This is a genomic window from Amorphoplanes digitatis, from assembly GCF_014205335.1.
GTDB lineage: Bacteria > Actinomycetota > Actinomycetes > Mycobacteriales > Micromonosporaceae > Actinoplanes > Actinoplanes digitatus.
In genome coordinates this window covers 307009-323750 of the sequence record NZ_JACHNH010000001.1, presented here as the reverse complement: position 1 = coordinate 323750, position 16742 = coordinate 307009, and the positions used below count along the sequence as shown (strand labels likewise).

Annotated in this window: 19 protein-coding genes; 8 read left to right on the top strand and 11 right to left on the bottom strand. The window is 71.4% G+C overall.

Going from position 1 to position 16742, the window contains the following annotated elements:
• Positions 1-30: 30 nt before the first annotated feature.
• Complete coding sequence (locus tag BJ971_RS40850) at positions 31-303, top strand: hypothetical protein (protein ID WP_239087470.1); 273 nt, start codon at positions 31-33, stop codon at positions 301-303.
• 567 nt (positions 304-870) lie between these two features.
• Here BJ971_RS40850 and BJ971_RS01570 read toward each other — a convergent pair.
• A complete protein-coding gene (locus BJ971_RS01570; protein ID WP_184999363.1) occupies positions 871-1053 on the bottom strand; it encodes a hypothetical protein in 183 nt (60 codons plus the stop codon).
• Between the two features lie 57 nt (positions 1054-1110).
• On the opposite strand from BJ971_RS01570, the gene BJ971_RS01565 reads away from it, so the two are divergent.
• Complete coding sequence (locus BJ971_RS01565) at positions 1111-1443, top strand: translation initiation factor 2 (protein ID WP_184998567.1); 333 nt, start codon at positions 1111-1113, stop codon at positions 1441-1443.
• A gap of 423 nt (positions 1444-1866) precedes the next feature.
• Here the strand turns inward: BJ971_RS01565 and BJ971_RS01560 are convergent, their stop codons facing one another.
• A complete protein-coding gene (locus BJ971_RS01560; RefSeq protein WP_184988874.1) occupies positions 1867-2346 on the bottom strand; it encodes a DUF2231 domain-containing protein in 480 nt (159 codons plus the stop codon).
• Positions 2347-2551: 205 nt separating this feature from the next.
• Here BJ971_RS01560 and BJ971_RS01555 point away from each other — a divergent pair, with 205 nt between their 5' ends.
• Together BJ971_RS01555 and BJ971_RS01550 are read left to right on the top strand one after the other, a co-directional pair.
• The gene (locus tag BJ971_RS01555; RefSeq protein WP_184988871.1) at positions 2552-2986 is read left to right on the top strand and encodes a Fur family transcriptional regulator; all 435 of its coding nucleotides are present in this window, start codon (positions 2552-2554) and stop codon (positions 2984-2986) included.
• Positions 2987-3304: 318 nt separating this feature from the next.
• On the top strand, positions 3305-4171 hold the full coding sequence (locus tag BJ971_RS01550; RefSeq protein WP_184988868.1) for an oxygenase MpaB family protein: 867 nt from the start codon (positions 3305-3307) through the stop codon (positions 4169-4171).
• A gap of 35 nt (positions 4172-4206) precedes the next feature.
• On the opposite strand, the gene BJ971_RS01545 is transcribed toward BJ971_RS01550, so the two are convergent.
• The 7 genes from BJ971_RS01545 to BJ971_RS01515 form a co-directional block, all read right to left on the bottom strand.
• Positions 4207-5040 (bottom strand): RecB family exonuclease, encoded by an 834-nt coding sequence (locus BJ971_RS01545; RefSeq protein ID WP_184998565.1) that lies wholly within the window; start codon positions 5038-5040, stop codon positions 4207-4209.
• A gap of 89 nt (positions 5041-5129) precedes the next feature.
• Positions 5130-5747, bottom strand: a complete 618-nt coding sequence (locus BJ971_RS01540; protein ID WP_184988864.1) for a MarC family protein — start codon at positions 5745-5747, stop codon at positions 5130-5132.
• A 52-nt stretch (positions 5748-5799) separates the two neighbouring features.
• Complete coding sequence (locus BJ971_RS01535) at positions 5800-6651, bottom strand: PHP domain-containing protein (RefSeq protein WP_184988862.1); 852 nt, start codon at positions 6649-6651, stop codon at positions 5800-5802.
• Positions 6652-6694: 43 nt separating this feature from the next.
• Positions 6695-7603: a PH domain-containing protein gene (locus tag BJ971_RS01530; protein ID WP_184988859.1), complete on the bottom strand. Its 909-nt coding sequence runs from the start codon at positions 7601-7603 to the stop codon at positions 6695-6697.
• A 9-nt stretch (positions 7604-7612) separates the two neighbouring features.
• A complete protein-coding gene (locus BJ971_RS01525) occupies positions 7613-7771 on the bottom strand; it encodes a hypothetical protein (RefSeq protein WP_023562582.1) in 159 nt (52 codons plus the stop codon).
• Between the two features lie 130 nt (positions 7772-7901).
• Positions 7902-8564: a DUF6758 family protein gene (locus BJ971_RS01520; protein WP_311772727.1), complete on the bottom strand. Its 663-nt coding sequence runs from the start codon at positions 8562-8564 to the stop codon at positions 7902-7904.
• A 382-nt stretch (positions 8565-8946) separates the two neighbouring features.
• Positions 8947-9597: a TrmH family RNA methyltransferase gene (locus BJ971_RS01515; protein ID WP_377884660.1), complete on the bottom strand. Its 651-nt coding sequence runs from the start codon at positions 9595-9597 to the stop codon at positions 8947-8949.
• A gap of 464 nt (positions 9598-10061) precedes the next feature.
• Here BJ971_RS01515 and trxA point away from each other — a divergent pair, with 464 nt between their 5' ends.
• Entirely contained in the window at positions 10062-10418 is a 357-nt protein-coding gene (trxA, locus tag BJ971_RS01510) for a thioredoxin (RefSeq protein WP_184988854.1), read from the top strand.
• A gap of 115 nt (positions 10419-10533) precedes the next feature.
• Positions 10534-12519, top strand: a complete 1986-nt coding sequence (locus tag BJ971_RS01505) for an intein-containing Rv2578c family radical SAM protein (RefSeq protein WP_184988852.1) — start codon at positions 10534-10536, stop codon at positions 12517-12519.
• A 462-nt stretch (positions 12520-12981) separates the two neighbouring features.
• Here BJ971_RS01505 and BJ971_RS01500 read toward each other — a convergent pair whose 3' ends face one another.
• Positions 12982-14220 (bottom strand): FxsB family cyclophane-forming radical SAM/SPASM peptide maturase, encoded by a 1239-nt coding sequence (locus BJ971_RS01500; protein WP_184988849.1) that lies wholly within the window; start codon positions 14218-14220, stop codon positions 12982-12984.
• A 333-nt stretch (positions 14221-14553) separates the two neighbouring features.
• Between BJ971_RS01500 and BJ971_RS01495 the strand changes: the two genes are divergently transcribed.
• Positions 14554-14961 carry a CoA-binding protein gene (locus BJ971_RS01495; RefSeq protein ID WP_184988846.1) on the top strand — a complete coding sequence of 136 codons (408 nt, stop codon included), beginning with the start codon at positions 14554-14556 and terminating at the stop codon, positions 14959-14961.
• Positions 14962-15073: 112 nt separating this feature from the next.
• Positions 15074-15580 carry a DUF4190 domain-containing protein gene (locus BJ971_RS01490; protein WP_184988843.1) on the top strand — a complete coding sequence of 169 codons (507 nt, stop codon included), beginning with the start codon at positions 15074-15076 and terminating at the stop codon, positions 15578-15580.
• A 47-nt stretch (positions 15581-15627) separates the two neighbouring features.
• On the opposite strand, the gene BJ971_RS01485 is transcribed toward BJ971_RS01490, so the two are convergent.
• The gene (locus BJ971_RS01485) at positions 15628-16575 is read right to left on the bottom strand and encodes an SDR family NAD(P)-dependent oxidoreductase (protein WP_184988840.1); all 948 of its coding nucleotides are present in this window, start codon (positions 16573-16575) and stop codon (positions 15628-15630) included.
• Between the last annotated feature and the right edge of the window lie 167 nt (positions 16576-16742).

Sequence of the window (16742 nt, the reverse complement as noted above, 5' to 3'; positions counted from 1 at the left end):
GACGCACCGGCGACCCTGACCCGACCACCCGTGCCGGCGGGAACTCTCGGCGTGCCGATCCGCCTCGCCGAACCCGCCGCCCTCCGACTGCTACGCCCAGGCGACCACGTCGACCTGTTCCGGCTGACCGAGGCCGGCCAGGACTCGCCGCCCGTGGCCAAGGCCGCCCTGGTCCTAGACGTCACAGGCGCGGACGACCCGGCAACAGGCGGACTACTGCTGGCCCTGACCCCGTCGGAAGCGGAACGCACCATGACAGCCGCAGAACACGGCTACGCAGTCCAGATCCGCCCAGACGGCTGACCACCCCACACCCTTACGCGCACACTGGCACTTCGCCGCTCAGCCCAGGCCCGGCGCAACCCAGACGCAGCGCAAACCAGACCGGCACAGGCCAGACTGCGCGAGTCGGACCCAGCGCAGCCCAGGCCCAGCCCAGCGCAGGCGCAGCGCAGCCCAGGCCCAGCCCAGCGCAGGCTCAGCGCAGCGCAGCGCTGCGCAGCGCAGCGCAGCCCAGGCCAGGCCAGGCCAGGCCCAGCGCAGCCCAAGCCCCTGCCCAGCCCAGGCCAAGCGCGGGCCAGGCCAAACACGGGCCAGTCCGTGCGCGGGCCAGACCAAGCCAGGCCAGGCCCGCCCGGGCGACCCTGCGCGGCCCAGGCCCGGCGTGGCCAAACCATGCGCGCGTCACCCAGTGCGGCCCACGCACCTACGCAGCCCAGACTCGGCGCGGGCCGGACTCAGGGCGGGCCAGGCTCAGCGCGGAGGGCCAGGCCCGGCGTGGGCCAGGCTCAGCGCAAGGAGCCAGGCTCGGCGCCGGCCCGGCTCAGCGCGGATCGGATCCCAGCGGTGTCTGGGGCCGCGCCGCGCGGGTCAGCCCCAGTGCGGGGGGCGGTCCTCGAGGAGGCGCTCGTCGTTCGAGTTGTCGCCGCTGAAGCCCCAGCCCCGCTCGGTGTCGTCACGGGTCTGCTCGGGCAGCAGCGGCATCTCCTCGGACTCGAGATCCACCGTGCGCTCGGCGTCGGCATCACGTTCGGGCTCGTCCAGCATGTCCACGCTATGAGGGTAGGCCGCGTCGCGATGCGCTGTCGGCATCGGATGGCTGTAGCGTCGATGAACGTGAGCGCACCGACCGGTTCCGACGACGACGCGTATTGGCAGCGCCCCGATGCCGAGCCGGAGCCCTTCGGTGCCGGCCGGCCCGAGCCGGCGCCCGAGCCCACCCCCACCTACCAGGGACCGCCGCGCACGCCGCCGCCGTCGCCGCATTGGCGTCCGCCGATGCTCCAGAAGCCCCCGCCGCCGCGATCCATGCCAGGCCAGGACATGGACGCCCTCGAAGAGGACGAGGGCTCGGCGCGCACCGTGACCTACGGCATCGGCCTGGTGGCGGGCGCGATCGCCCTGATCCTGATGTGCCTGCTCTGCGCCCGCGTGATCTTCTGACCAACACCGGCACACCGGATCTTCGTCACACGGACCCGCGGCGGCACTCTCGGAGAACCCAGAGCCGCACCCGCTGACCGAGGGGGCGAAACCCGCGGCAGCAGGAGCCACCTACGGAACCCGAGCCAACCGCACGATTCGAGGTCCGCACGAATCGAAAACCACGCGCGGAAGCCGGCGCCACCCGCATGAGGAGCCCGAACCGCGCGCGCAAATCGAAAGCCAGCCCTCCGCAAACCGAAAGCCGCACGGGCGCGAATCGAAAAGGCAGCCAGCACGGAATCCGGAGCCGCCGGCGCAGCAACCCGGAGCCATCCGCGCACCGGAGGACGAAGCCAGCCCGGCCGGGGTCGCGGTCGGAGGTCCGCGGCGGTTGCTACCGTCCCGGCCGCCACCCCACATGGCGGCCGGGACGGAGCACCGTCAGGACGTCGTTCCCCAGACTGCCTGAGCTCCGGAGTCGCCGGTCCTGATCACGTAATAGCCGGAAACCACCGCCAGCGCCACCACGATCACCGCCAGTCCGAGCTCGGCAGCGCGGGGTAGCGGACGGCTGCCCTTGCGGCTGGTCAGCACGACCATGACGAGAGTCACAACGCCGAGGCCGAGCGAGAAGTAGAACGTCAGCGTGCCGAAGCCCATGTGCTCGTCGATCGCCTCCAGCGGCGGGCCGCTCATGCCGTTCGCCACGAGGCGGTCGTACAGCTCCGTGCCGGAGAGCTTGGCTACGAAGGCGAACACCGGCGCGGCGATCGCGAGCAGGACCGCGGCCCAGCCGAGCTTCGAACGCCAGCGCGGCAGAACCGCGTAGGCGATCGCGATGAGGGCCAGGAGCGGCACGAACACCACCGCCGCGTGGACCACGAGAGCATGTACCGGCATGCCGTTGATCTGATCGAACACGGCGACCTCCTTGGTTCGTTCGGGAACGGGGGCCGTCATCCTAGAGATATCTGACGCCGCAAACATCCCCCCTGTCTCCGCCTACGCGCAGTGGACCACTCCGGTTCACCGGCCGGACCGGTGTTCGGCGAAACTCGCCCTCTCGCAGGCCACGGCGGTGCACTCGGAGGTTGAGCGGGCCCGATCGGCGTGCTGTCATGGTGAGATGTCGACGGGTGAGCAGCTGCTGCGCGCTAACGGCCTGCGCGTGACGCGGCCGCGGGTGGCCGTGCTCGACGTGCTGACCCAGGGCGGTCATCTCGAGGTCGAGGAGATCACCCGCCAGGTCCGCGACCGGCTCGACTCGGTCTCCACCCAGGCCGTCTACGACGTGCTCGGCGCGCTCTCCCGCGCCGGCCTGGCCCGGCGAATCGAGCCCGCCGGAAGCCCGGCACGCTTCGAGGCCCGCGTCGGCGACAACCACCATCACATCGTCTGCCGCAGCTGCGGGACGATCGAGGACGTCGACTGCGCCGTCGGCGAGCGCCCGTGCCTGGACCCGGGCGTCGCGCACGGCTTCGAGGTGGACGAGGCGGAAGTAACGTTCTGGGGCCTCTGCCCCTCCTGCCAGCGCGAACGCCGCGCCGACCGCGCAGCCTGAACCAACTCAGCCCGACGCCCACCACGCACCCAGCAACCAACTCAAGCTGACGCCGCTCCGCTGCCTGAACCAGCTCCAACCTGACGGCCATCGCACAGCCAGCCACCAGCTCAACCTGACGCCATCGCACAGCCAGCCACCAGCTCAGCCCGACGGCCACCACACAGCCAGCCACCAGCTCAACCTGGCGCCCACCACACAGCCAGCCACCAGCTCAACCTGGCGCCCACCACACAGCCAGGGACCTGCTCAAGCTCGCGCCGATGGTCAAGCCTGAACCTGTTCAACTTTCCCGCCCGGCATGGCACGCTGGATCGCATGGACAGCTCCCCGGACATGGGACTCTTCGGCCCGGACTCGGTCACGTGGAAGGTGCACAACGAACCCATCGTCACGATGGGCGGCCTCCGCTCCCTCTACCTACAGGCGCTGCACCCCCGCGCGGTGGCGGCCGTCGCCCAGAACTCGGACTACCGCGCCGATCCCTGGGGCCGTCTGAACAGGACCTCGGAGTACGTCGGCACCGTCCTTTACGGCAGCACGACCGAGGTCGAGGCGGCCGCGAGCCGCGTCCGCCGTGTGCATTCCCGAATGTCGGCCACCGACCCGCGCACGGGCGAGAGTTTCCGCGTCGACGAGCCCGACCTGCTGCGCTGGGTGCACGTGGCCGAAGTGGAGTCCTTCCTGACGACGGCCCGCCGCGCCGGACTGAGGCTGACCGACGAGGAGGTCGACGGCTACTACACCGAGCAGCTACGGGCGGCGGAACTCGTCGGCCTCGACCCGTCGACCGTTCCCGGCACGGCGGCCGAGGTCGCGGCCTACTACGAACGGATGCGGCCGGAGCTGGGCATCACCCGGGAGGCCGCCGAGACGGCGCTGTTCCTGACCGTTCCGCCGGTGCCGGAGGTCTGGAACAGCCGGGCGATCCGGTTGAGTCTCACGCTCGGTCCGGCCCGCTGGGCCTATTTCGGCATCGCGGGCACCGCCATCGCCCTGCTGCCCGCCTGGGCCCGCAAGATGTACGGCGGCCTGGGCTGGCCGACGACGGACCTGTCGGCGGACCTCTCCGTCCGCGGCCTGCGCCTGCTCATGGCCGCGATCCTGGCCACCCTGCCAAGGCAGTACCGAGTCACCCCGATGCGCCGCGCCGCCCTGGAACGAGCCGGCGCCGCAGCCGGCTGATCCGCCATGCCACCACCCCGGTTCGGGAGTAGGCACTAGTCCGGCGGGCGTTCGAGATGTTCGACCGCAGCCCACGGGTCCTTTGCCTGTGCCTGCTGGCCGGCCGGGCACGTCCGGCGGAAGTCGCACCAGCCGCACAGCGTGCCGGGATTGGTGGGGAACTCCGCGTCGGGGTCTCCCCCGGCCGCCACCGCCTTCTCCGCCGCGATGATGTCCCGTGCGGTGTCCTCGGCCCGCGCCACCTGACGCGCCAGTGACTCCTCGGTGTGCTCGTGCGCCGCGATCGTGCCCGTCGGCAGGTGGTGCAGCTCGACCCGGTGGCACGGTCGCCGGAACACCCGCTGGGCCGCGTAGGCGTAGAGCGCCAGCGCCTGTGACCCGCGGGCGTCGTCCGCGCCGAGGCCGGAGCGGCCGGTCTTGTAGTCGACGATGACCGCCTCGGGGCCCTGCTCGCCGGTCCGGGAGTCGATGCGGTCCGCCCGGCCGTTGAAGGCGAGCAGGGCCGTCTTGGTCGCCACCGTCCGCTCGACGCCCAGCGGCTCGTCCTGCGGGTCCAGGCCGGTCACGTAGGTCTCGAGCCAGCCGAGGGCCTTGCGGTAGGTCACCCGCTCCTGATCGACGTCGCGGTAGCCCTCGCGCACCCACGTCGCCTTCAGCAGCGTGGGCAGGGACTCCGGGACGCGGCGCTCGGTGGGCACCGAATACCAGTTCTTCAGGGCCGTGTGCACGCTCGCGCCGAGCGAGTTGTGCGCCCAGGGCGGCCCCTTCTGCGGGGACGGCCGATCCACGTAGGTGTAGCGGTAGCGGCGCGGGCAGTCGGTGTACGCGCCGAGCTTGCTCGGCGTGCAGACGAAGAGGCGCTCGGGCATGCCGGCGAAGCCCAACTGCTCGGGCACCGCGGCCGATCGGGGGGAGGTCCTGGGCACGTGGTAATCCTGCCAGCACCCTCCGACAAGAATCAGGGCGCGTTGGTGTAAAGCTCCACGAAGGCGGCCACGGAGTCGGCGATCAGCTGCACCGCGATGGCCGCCAGCAGCAGGCCAGCGATGCGGGTCAGCACCTCGATCCCGCCCGGGCGTAGCAGCCTGACGATGCCGCCGGAGAAGCGCAGCACGAGCCAGACCGTCAGCATGACGGCGAGGATGGCCAGGCCGATGACCGTGTAGTCGCGCACCCCGTCGGCGCGCTGCACGAACAGCATCGTCGCCACGATCGCGCCCGGGCCGGCCAGCAGCGGCGTGCCGAGCGGCACCAGGGCCACGTTGGTCGTGCCGCCCTGTTCCGACGGCTCGTCGGTCTTGCCGGTGAGCAGCTGCAACGCCACCAGGACCAGCAGCAGGCCGCCGGCGCCCTGCAACGCGGGCAGCTGGACGTGCAGGTAGTCGAGCAGCGTCTGGCCCGCCACCGCGAAGACCACGATGACGCCGAGGGCCAGCAGCACGGCGTGGGTGCCCGCGCGGATCCGCTGCTTGGCGGGCAGCGTCCCGGTCAGGGCCAGGAAGACCGGCACCATGCCGGGCGGGTCGACGATCACCAGCAGGGTCACGAAGGCCTCGCCGAACAGCTTCAGGTTCACGAGATCAACTTAGGCGGCCCTCCGCGGGCCGGGTGCTCGACTGCGTCCATCGTCACCCCAGGACCGGGACGCCGGTCGCGGCGGCGGCGATCCTCGCGTACGCGTCGGGTGCGGTGCCGAATGCACCCAGCTGGACCGTCTTGTGCCTGCCGTGGAAGTCGGAGGAGCCGGTGACGACCAGGCCCAGCTTCTCGGCGAGGGCGCGCACCTGCGCGCGCTGCTCGACGGTGTGGTCCTCGTGGTCGGCCTCGAGTCCGAAGAGGCCCGCCGCCGCCAGCTCGACGATCAGCTTGTCGGGGACGATGCGGCCCCGGACGGTCGCGTTCGGATGGGCGAAGACCGCGACCCCGCCGGCGGCCCGGATGGCCTGGACGGCCTCGAAAACATCAAGATCCTCTTTCGGTACGAAGTAACGGGCGCCCAGCCAGCGCGAGGCGAACGCCTCGTCGGTGGTGCGCACGAGCCCGGCACGGATCAGCGCCTGCGCGATGTGCGGTCGACCGACCGAGCCGCCGGCCGCGTAGCCGTAGACCTCGGGCCAGGAGATGTCCACGCCGTCCGCGCGCAGCAGCTCGACTATCCGCTCGGCGCGCTGCTCCCGGTCGGTGCGCAGCCGGGCCAGGTCGGCGGCGAGGGCCGGCTCCTCCGGATCGAACAGGTACGCGAGCATGTGCAGCGGGATCGCCGGCTCCACGCCGTACCACCGGCAGGAGAGCTCGGCGCCGCGGACCAGGGCCAGGCCGGGCGGCCGGGCCGCCGCGGCCTCGGCCCACCCGCCGGTGGTGTCGTGGTCGGTGATGGCCATCACGTCGAGGCCCGCCTCAAGGCCCGCACGGACCAGTTCGGCCGGGGTCAGTGTGCCGTCACTGGCGGTCGAGTGGCAGTGCAGGTCGATTCTGGTCACTCGCAGACGTTACCGGGTGCGTGCGACAACCCCGTTGTGCACGTCAGGCGTCGTCGCCCGCGTCACCGTCCTTGCCCAGCCGGGCCTCGACGGCCTGCGGTTCGTACATCTCCTCGACGACCCGCAGGTACAGCTCGTTCGGGTTCGGCAGGTACTTGACCTCGCGCAGCGCCTGGTCCTGGCCGGCCGACTCCAGCACGAACGTGCCGTAGCTCAGCATGCGGCCCAGCGCGGACTGCTCGTACTTCATGTCGGTGACCCGCAGCAGGGGCATCATGGCCACCTTGCGGGTGACGATGCCGTTGACGACCATGACCCGCTTGTTGGTCAGGATGAAGCGGTCGAAATACCAGTCGCCGATCCGCCAGGCGACCCAGCCCATGACGCCCAGCCAGACCAGCACGGCCACGGTGACCATGCCGTCGACGTTCTGCCGGGTGAGGAAGCCCGCGAGGTAGCCGAGCAGCAGGGTGGCGCCGACGCCGATCAGCAGCGGGGTCGACAGGCTTACCCAGTGGCGCTTCCACTCGCCGCGGTAGCGCTCGGTCGGGAAGAGGTAGCGCGAGACCAGGGTGGTCGGCTCGTCCTCGAGCGGCAGCACCCGGCGCGGTCCACCCGGGACGCCGGCTCCCTCGCCGCCGAGGCCCTGAAGCTCCTCCGCGGTGAAGACGGGAGCCTCGTACTCGCCGGGGTCGCGATAGTCCTCGTCGCGCGGATCGGTCCCGTAGCCGCCGTAGCCGGCACTGGGCGAGTAGGCGGCGTCGGGCGAGTAACCGGCGTCTGGGGCGTAGCCGGCATCGGGCGAGTAGCCGGGCCCGGGCGTGGCCGAGCCCTGGACATACTCAGGACCGTCGTCGCGAAACGCCGGATCGTCGTAGCCGAAATTCTCGTCGTCGTCCCGAGGGCGGCGCGCACCCTCATCATCAGGTTGCCGCGGCTCGCCAGGACCCATCAGGTGATGTTAAGCGACGAGGTTGGTGAAGAACGTTCCGAAACCGCGGGCAATGTCGCCGATGGTGCTACCCAGCGACTCGAACACGGCAGCGGCCGAGTTGGGGTTGAACGCAATGAAGAAGATCAAGAATGCGATGCCAAGCCAGGTGAGGACCTTCTTGATCATGGCGGGCCTTCTCCTCCGTTGCGGGTGACGGTCATCGCCGCGGGAATACTCACGGTATCAGTTTCGTGGCTCAGTGTGAACAATGTGGCCGTAAAGCCGATACCGGTCCCCGCAGGTCAGGCCATCCTGATCAGGCCCGGCCGTGCAGGTAGGGCGACGGCGCTCCGTACACGAGCTCGGACGGGATCCCGTCGGACAGGTCGTGCAGGACGACATGCTCGGCGAGGAAGTAGCCCGCGCTTGCGGGCCACGCTACCGCATAGAGCCACATTCCTTTGGCTTCACTCACATAGGCACTTCGATCTTCCGGGGACTTGACACACCACAGTGGAGTGGGGTGTCCGCCTACCTTGATCTTGGCGTGCGGGCCGGAGTGTCCGCCCGTGCCGCCCATGGCCTCGGCGATGAGGTAGCCGGGGTCGATGCCGGTGATCCCGGCGAAGCGGGTGCCGAGCCCGACGCCCGGACGCTCCGCGATCAGCACCAGATCGGCCGGGCCGCCACCGAGCGGCTCCGGGCCGCTGCACGACAGCGCGGTCGCCTTCACGCCGTCGCGGTCGTCGCCGGCCCAGCCGACCCCGGTGACCATCCAGCTCGGCGGCAGCGGCCACGGGCACCAGAGCGGCATGTGGTCGACCGTGGGCGCCGACTGCCGCAGCACGCTCTCGATTATGTCTGGGCCGATGTGCTCGGCGACGTGAAACGGGGAGACCTCGCCACAGTTGTCGCAACGCCAATCGCTGTGCATCAGGTCCGGCGGCCGGACCTGCGCAGCACAACGGGGGCAACTCACCGTGACACCCACCCTCTAACGGTGCGGGTCAGCAGGGCGCCCGTCAAGCGAATCGACAGAACCCGAGCGCTTCGCGCAGCTCACCGGGCAACTTCGGCCCGGCCCCGGGCCGACGGCGTCCGAGCCGCCCGCCCCGGCCCACGTCAAAGGCGCCTCGATGAGCCCTCTTCAGCGTGACCCGGACGGCAGCTGCCGACGGGGTCAACGGCTCAGATACGGCCGCCCCGAGGCCGTCCCCGATGCTGACCCGGGGCTGGCCCGAGGCCGTGCCGGGAGCTGTGGCCCGAGGCTGTCCCCAGGCCGTCCGGGGCTGGCCCGAGGCCGTCCTGGGGCTGGCCCGAGGCCGCGCCGGGAGCTGTGGCCCGAGGCTGGATTGCTCTGCTCAGTGATCATCGCTCGGCGGCGGGGACGCGTGTGCGCGTATCCAGGCATGCATGGCGATCCCGCTGGCCACTCCGGCGTTGATCGACCGTGTGGACCCGTACTGGGCGATCGAGAAGACCGCGTCGCACGCGGCGCGGGCGGCCGCGGAGAGCCCGGGGCCCTCCTGGCCGAAGATCAGCACGCAGTCACGCGGAAGGGTGACCGTTTCCATGGGCCGCGACCCCGGCAGGTTGTCGATGCCGACGATCGGCAGGCCGGCGTCCGCCGCCCAGGCGGTGAACTCCTCGATCGTCGGGTGATGGCGCACGTGCTGGTACCGGTCGGTGACCATCGCGCCGCGCCGGTTCCAGCGCCGGAGCCCGATGATGTGCACCTCGGCGGCCAGGAACGCGTTGGCGTTGCGGACCACGGCGCCGATGTTGAAGTCGTGCTGCCAGTTCTCGATGGCGACGTGGAAGCCGTGCCGGCGCTTGTCGAGATCGGCGACCACGGCCTCGTGCCGCCAGTAGCGGTAACGATCGACGACATTGCGCCGATCTCCCTGCGCCAGCAGCTCCGGGTCGTAGTGCTCACCCTCGGGCCACTCGCCGGGCCAGGGACCGACACCGACCTCGGACTCGTCCATCGCGGCTGGGTTTTCGACGACCATGGTCCAGGAGGCTAACCAGGGGCCCTGTGGCCGCACCTGGGGGGAGACGCAATGAGCGGCGGGGCCCTCCCCGGCGCCCGCCGCCCACGCTCTGTTGGAAGAGAGTCTGCCTTACCCTGCGTATCTATGTGAAGGGTTTTCAACAGTGACTCAAGTCACATTTAACTTTGTTACCTATTACCTTCAGTGGTGACCTGTTCGTTATCTGACGGCACTCCGGGCCATCGAGACCGCCCACCAAGGCCGCACCCGTCGCAAATTGGACAGCACGCGCCGCGCCGGTTCTGAGAGCGCTCTCCCTACTTTGAGTTACGATGGGTCGCCCAAGGTCAGCGCACCGGGCCGGAAATGGTGCCGCAGGCCACGTGTCACCCGAACCAGGCACGGGAATCATCGGGGTGGACGATGGGTTTGGACCGCATGTAGGCCTTTCCCGTGGCCTTCTTCCCGTGGACGGAGAGATCATGGCGACTGTCGCGCTGACCGCAGAGAACTTCGACGAGGTGACCGGCAAGGACGGCATCGTCCTTGTCGACTTCTGGGCCAGCTGGTGCGGGCCCTGCGTCCGCTTCGCGCCGACGTACGAGCGGTCCTCGGAGAAGCACACCGAGATCACCTTCGGCAAGGTCGACACCGAGGCCCAGCAGGAGCTCGCGGCGAAGTTCCAGATCAGCTCGATCCCCACGATCATGGCAGTGCGCGACGGCGTCATCGTCTTCTCGCAGCCCGGCGCCCTCCCCGAGTCGGCGCTCGAGTCCCTGATCGACCAGGTCGAGAAGCTGGACATGGACGACGTGCGCAAGCAGCTCGCCGCAAAGTAATCACCGGCACCCGTGCCGGCAGCGCCGCGGACCGGCCGGTCCGCGGCGCTCCCTTTTGGTGGGTTCCCGGAGTACCGGGTGGACAGTCGATAGAACATGTGTTCGAATCTTCGCCATGCGATGGTCACACCTGTCGGCCTCCACCGACGACGGCTCGCTCCTGAACGCAGCGCCGGCGGCCCCACCCCTGCCGCTGGCGCTGCCCGGAGCGACCGTCCGCACGTTCGACACGCCGGGCTTCGCGGGCATGACCTTCTACGAGATCCGCGCCAAGTCCCTGATCAACCGGGTGCCCGGCGAGTCGCGGGTGCCGTTCCAGTGGACGATCAATCCCTACCGGGGCTGCTCGCACGCCTGCTCCTACTGCCTGAGCGGGGACACCCCGGTCCTGATGGCCGACGGCTCGACCCGCCCGCTCTCGCAGCTGCGGATCGGCGACGCGGTGCTCGGCACGATGGGCGCCGGGCCGCACCGGCGCTACGTGCCGACCACGGTGCTCGACCACTGGGCCACGTCTAAGCCCGCCTACCGGGTCACCCTGGCGGACGGCACCCGCCTGGTCGGTAGCGGCGCACACCGCTTCCTTACCGACCGCGGCTGGCGGCACATCAGCCCGGAGGAGCCCGGGCTGCCGGCCCTCGCGGTCGGCGACCGGATGGCCGGCGTCGGCCGCTTCGCCGACGCGCCGAAGGAGTCACCCGACTACCGCACCGGATACCTGTGCGGCCTGGTCCGCGGCGACGCGGGCAACCTCGCCGGGTCCCGCGAGGGCGACGCCTGGATCCGTGCGGACGCCTACCTCGAGGACATCCCGATGCACGTGGCGCTCCGCTGGCCGCAGGAGCCCACGGGCAGCTGGTACCGCGGCTTCCTGGCCGGCGCGTTCGGCTCGACGGGGCACGCGGACCGCCTGGCCATCGTCTTCACCAGCCGCGACCCGGGCTTCCTCGACCGCATCACGGACGCGCTCACCCACCTGGGCCTGCCCAGCCGCCGCCCGCCGCACGCCCAGCTGGGCGGGGTCCACTCCGTCGAGATCGCCCGCGACCTGTGGGCGGCGCTCCGGTTCCGGCACCTGACCGGGGTCAGCGACGCGCCCCTGGACGCCTCGGGCGTCGGCGTCCGCGGCGAGGCCCAGCTGACCGTCGCCGACATCGAGGACCTGGGCCTGACCCTCCCGCTCTACGACATCGCGACCGGCACCGGCGACTTCGTCGCCGACGGCGTGGTGAGCCACAACTGCTTCGCCCGCAACACGCACACCTACCTCGACCTCGACGCCGGCCACGACTTCGACTCCAAGGTGATCGTCAAGGTGAACGCGGCCGACCTGATCCGCCGGGAGCTCGCGGCACCGAGATGGCGGGGCGACGCGATAGCGATCGGCACGAACGTCGACGTCTACCAGCGCGCGGAGGGCCGCTACCGGCTGATGCCGCGGATCCTGACGGCGCTCCGCGACTTCGCCAATCCCTTCTCGATCCTGACCAAGGGCACGCTGCTCCTTCGGGATCTGGACCTGCTGAGGCAGGCCGCGTCGGTGACGGACGTGAGCCTGTCGATGTCGATCGGCTTCGTCGACGAGCGGATGTGGCGCGCCGTCGAGCAGGGCGCGCCGAGCCCGCGGCGGCGCCTGGACGTGGTCCGCCGGCTGACGGACGCCGGCTTCCCCGTCAGCGTCCTGATGGCGCCGATCCTCCCGGGCCTGACCGACTCCGACGAGTCCATCGAGGAGACCGTCGCCGCCGTCGCGGCGGCGGGCGCGGTAAGCGTGACGCCCCTGCCGCTGCACCTGCGCACCGGAGCGCGCGAGTGGTATGCGGCCTGGCTGACCCGGGACCATCCCGAGCTGGCCGCCCGCTACCGGGAGCTGTATCGGGACGGCTCCTACCTGCCGCAGAAGCTCCAGCAAGAGATCGGCGCCCGGGTGCGGATGGCGGCCCGGCGTCACCGACTCCATCCGGCGGCGGACGGCGAGGCACGCACCGCGCGCGTCAACGGGCCCACGGCGGCGGGCCACCCGGACACCCCCGCGACCGACGGCACGCCGGAACGCACCACCGGCCAAAGCTTCGAGCCCAAGCAGCTGACCCTCCTTTAGCGCCCGCCAGCCGCGCCCGCCCGAACCTGCGCGGCGCGGCACGCCTGGACCCGCGCGGCACGGCGTGGGCGGACCCGCCCCGGGTGCAACGTGAGCGGCCTGCCCGGCCCTGCGAGGGCGGACCTCCTCGGCCCGGCGTGGGCGGACCCGCGCGGGTGCAGCGTGAGCGGGCCTGCCCGGCCCAGCGAGGGCGGACCTCCCCGGCCCGGCGAGGGCGGACCCGCGCGGGTGCAGCGTGAGCGGGCCTGCCCGGCCCAGCGTGAGCAGACCCGCCCGGCCCGGCGAGGGCGGACCCGCGCGGGTGCAGCGTGAGCGGGCCTGCGCGGCCCAGCGTGAGCAGACCCGCCCGGCCCGGTGTGAGCGGGCCTGCGCGGGTGCAGCGTGAGCCGGCCTGCGCGGGTGCAGCGTGAGCCGGCCTGCGCGGGTGCAGCGTGAGCCGGCCTGCGCGGTGCGGGTGCGCAGTTATCGGCTGGCCATTGGGTCCAGGTCGGTGGAGAGGCGGTGGCGGATGCGGCCGATCAGGACTCGCATGTCGGCGCAGTAGACGGTTGGATTGCGGAAGCCTTCGCCTGGTCGGTAGCGGTGTGCGTAGTGCCCGCCGCCGCAGATCCGGTGGATCGGGCAGGCGGCGCACTCGTCGCTCAGTGCGGCGAGGCCGATCTGGCGTGCCACGAAGCCCGGATGGTCGAGGGCGGCGTCGAACGGGTCCGTCAGCACGTTGAGGCCGGTGTCGCACGCACCCGAGTAGGCGCTCTTGAGCGAGTCGACCTGTTCTATCGCGCCGTCCGATTCGATCACCGCCACGGCCACCGGGCTCAGACCGACCTGATCGGACCGGCTGGATCCGCCGAGCAGGAGGCTCATGATCTCCTCGAAGAGCCGGACCCGGGTCTCCTGGCGGGGTGCGCCGTACCAGCGGTCGAAGACCTGGGCGAGCCAGTCGCCGTGCGGGGTGGCCTGTCCCGGCGACCTCGACGGTGGCATCGCCCAATTTGCGTGCGGCAGCAGGAAATCGATGGCGGGCGGGTCGTGTTCGAGCAGCCCGGTGTAGGTCGCTACCGGATCCGCCGCCGGGTTCACGGTGCACAGCAGGCCCGCGAAGGACGAGCGGAACCGCGCGCTGCCCAGCAGCCCCAGCGCCCGGTCGACGGCCGCGTGGCTGCCCCGGCCGCTGCGGAACCTGCGGTGCAGGTCGTGGTCCTCCGGTCGCCCGTCGACGCTCACGCCGATCCTGACCCGCTCGCGCGACAGCCGGGCCAGCGTCGGCTCGTCCAGGGTGACGGCGTTCGTCTGCATCCCGACGGAGAGCTCACAACCGTCCGGCATGGCGCGGCGCAGGTCGCCGATCAGCCGCACCAACCGGCCGGCGCCGGCCAGCAGGGGCTCGCCGCCGTGCAGGATCACGCTCACCCGGTCCAGGCCGTGCTCGCGTGCGTGCTCGCCGATGCGCCCGGCGGCGGCGCGGCAGACCTCGGCGGACATCACCGTCGGCCGGTCGCGCCAGCTCTGGTCGGCGAGCTCGTAGACATAGCAGTAGTCGCAGGCCAGGTTGCAGCGCTGATGCACCTTGAGGACGAACTCCCGGATGGCGGTGGGCCGCCATCCCGTCCGCCGCAGCGCGTGGACGTCGAGCAGGTCGTAGGGCCACGGCGGGTGGTCGGGCCGGACCGGGTGCGGCGAACGCCGGGCAGAGGTTCTCATCGGTTTGCTTCTCCCACGCCGATCGCCGAAGTACGCCGTCAGGCACCGATCCCTTGTCGAGGGCCACGCCGAGCGACGACTCCGGGACCGGTCGTCCGGGATGACGTCACCGGCCCGTCGATCGGCTGCGCTGTCCACATGGTGGCCTCCCCGCACAACGGGCCGGCAAAACACGGCGCCGGCCCGCGGCGCGCGTCGCCGCCCACGCCGTGAACCTACGCCGATGCGCGCAAGGACCGGCGCCGCGACAAACGCAGCGCGGCCCCGGACCCGGACGCAGCGCGAGACCAGACGCAGCGCGAGACCAGACGCGGCGTGGATAGAGTCGAGGGCATGAGGAGTGCACAGCAGATCCTGGCCGAGGCGTACGTCATCGCCGTGGTCGGCGCCTCGCGGGACCCGGCGAAGCCGTCACACGGTGTGCCGCTGCAAATGCTCCGGCACGGATGGAAGATCATCCCGGTCAACCCGTTCGTGGACGAGGTCTTCGGGATCAAGACCGTGCCCACGCTGGCCGACCTGACGGAGCCCGTCGATCTCGTCGACATCTTCCGGCCTGCCGCCGACGCGGTGGAGGTCGTCCGGCAGGCGGTCGCGATCAAGGCGCCCGCCGTCTGGCTACAGAGCGGCATCGTGTCCGCCGAGGCCCGCCGCATCGCCACCGAGGCCGGCATCGACTACGTCGAGGACCGCTGCCTCGCCGTCGAGCGGGCCGTCGGGAACCTCAGCAGGATCGCCTGATCGGCGCTCGAACGTCCAGGACATCCGGCCGGGACGTCCAGACACGCGGTATCGGGGTCCCTCAACTACCCAGCGGCTAGTACCGTGCCGGGGTGAACGAGGAGGACCTTAGATGACTTACCCGCCCGCCGGTGGCAACCCGGACCCATATCAGCCCCAGCAGCCATACGGGCAGCAGCCGGGCTACGACCCCACGGCGCCGTACTCGCAGGACCCGTACGCGGCCCCGGCCAGCGGCGCACCCTCCAGCGGACAGCCGTACGGCCAGCCGCAGTACGGCGCTCCCTCCAGCGGGCAGCCGTACGGCCAGCCGCCGCCCTACGGTCAGCAGCCCGGCTACGGCCAGCCCTACGCGCAGCAGCCCTACATGGGTGCGGCGCCGACAAACACCATGGCCATCCTGAGCCTGGTGTTCGCCTTCGTGTTCTCGCCCGCCGCGATCGTCATGGGTCACGTCGCCAAGAAGCAGATCCGTCAGACCGGCGAGTCCGGCGAGGGCCTGGCCACCGCCGGGCTCTGGCTGGGCTACATCTTCACCAGCATCTACGTGCTGCTCTGCGCGTTCTACATCATCGTCGCGATCGTGGCGATCAGCTCGAGCGGCAGCACAACCTACTGATCGAGCGGCGAGCCCGGTGGACGCAGCCGTCCACCGGGCGAGCCGGCTCAGCGGAACTCGGCCTCGCGGACGCTGTTGCCGCCGTCGACCACCAGCATCTGGCCGGTGATGTACGACGCCGCGGGCGAGCACAGGAAGGCGATCGCCGCCGCCACCTCGTCGGGGGTGCCGGGGCGGCCGATCGGCGTGCCCAGGCCCTGCTTGATCTCCGTCACCGTCGAGGCCGCCGTGTAGATCGTGCCCGGCGCGACGCAGTTGACGTTGATGCCGTCGGCGACGAGCTCCATCGCCAGCGCCCGGGTGAGGCCGACGACGCCCGACTTCGCCGCGGCGTATGCGGCCTCGGTCGGCAGGGCGTTGATCGGGCCCGCCGTCGCCGCCAGGTTGACGATGCGGCCCCAGCCCTGCTCGGACATGCCGCCGACGAAGGCGCGGCTGCACAGGAACGCCGTGCTCAGGTTGCGGTCGATCTCCGCCCGCCACTCGTCGTAGGTGAGCTGCGCGACCGGGCGGAGCACCTCGGGGCTCGTGCGGCTGGCCAGGCCCGCGTTGTTGACCAGGACCTGGACGTCGCCGAGCTGGTCCACGATCGCGTCGGCGAGCGCGCCGACCTCGGCCTCGTCTGTGAGATCCGCCACGAAGCCGGTCACGCCCAGCTCGGACGCCCGCTCGTGGATGCGCCGCGTCGTCGACACGATCGCCACGCGGGCGCCCAGGTCGCGCAGCCGGCGCGCGGTCGCGTACCCGATGCCGTCGGGGCTGCCCGCGCCCGTGACCAGGGCGACCTTGCCGTCGAGCCGCAGTGTCACGGGGAACTCCTCGGCCTCGGCCGCGGGGTCGTCCGGTGCGAGTCCGGGTTCGCCGACCGGATCCGGACCCTGGCCCTGCTCGGACTCGGAACTGGGCGCGGAAGTCCGGGGCCGGCGGCCGGCCGCGGGGCGGGTGGCGTCCCGCCTGGACCGGCTGCCGGTGGCGGAACGGGCGTCGAAGACCATGCGGCGATCCTGCCCGCTACCGCGTGCCGGGGCAAACATCCTCGGCCGTGGCGCACGCCGATGGCGTTGCACGACCGCACCCCGCGCACATCCGGGCACTCCGGGTGCCCGAGGGACGGCGGGCCGGTGACAAGGGCATCTATTCTTGCGGGCGGGAACGACGCGCC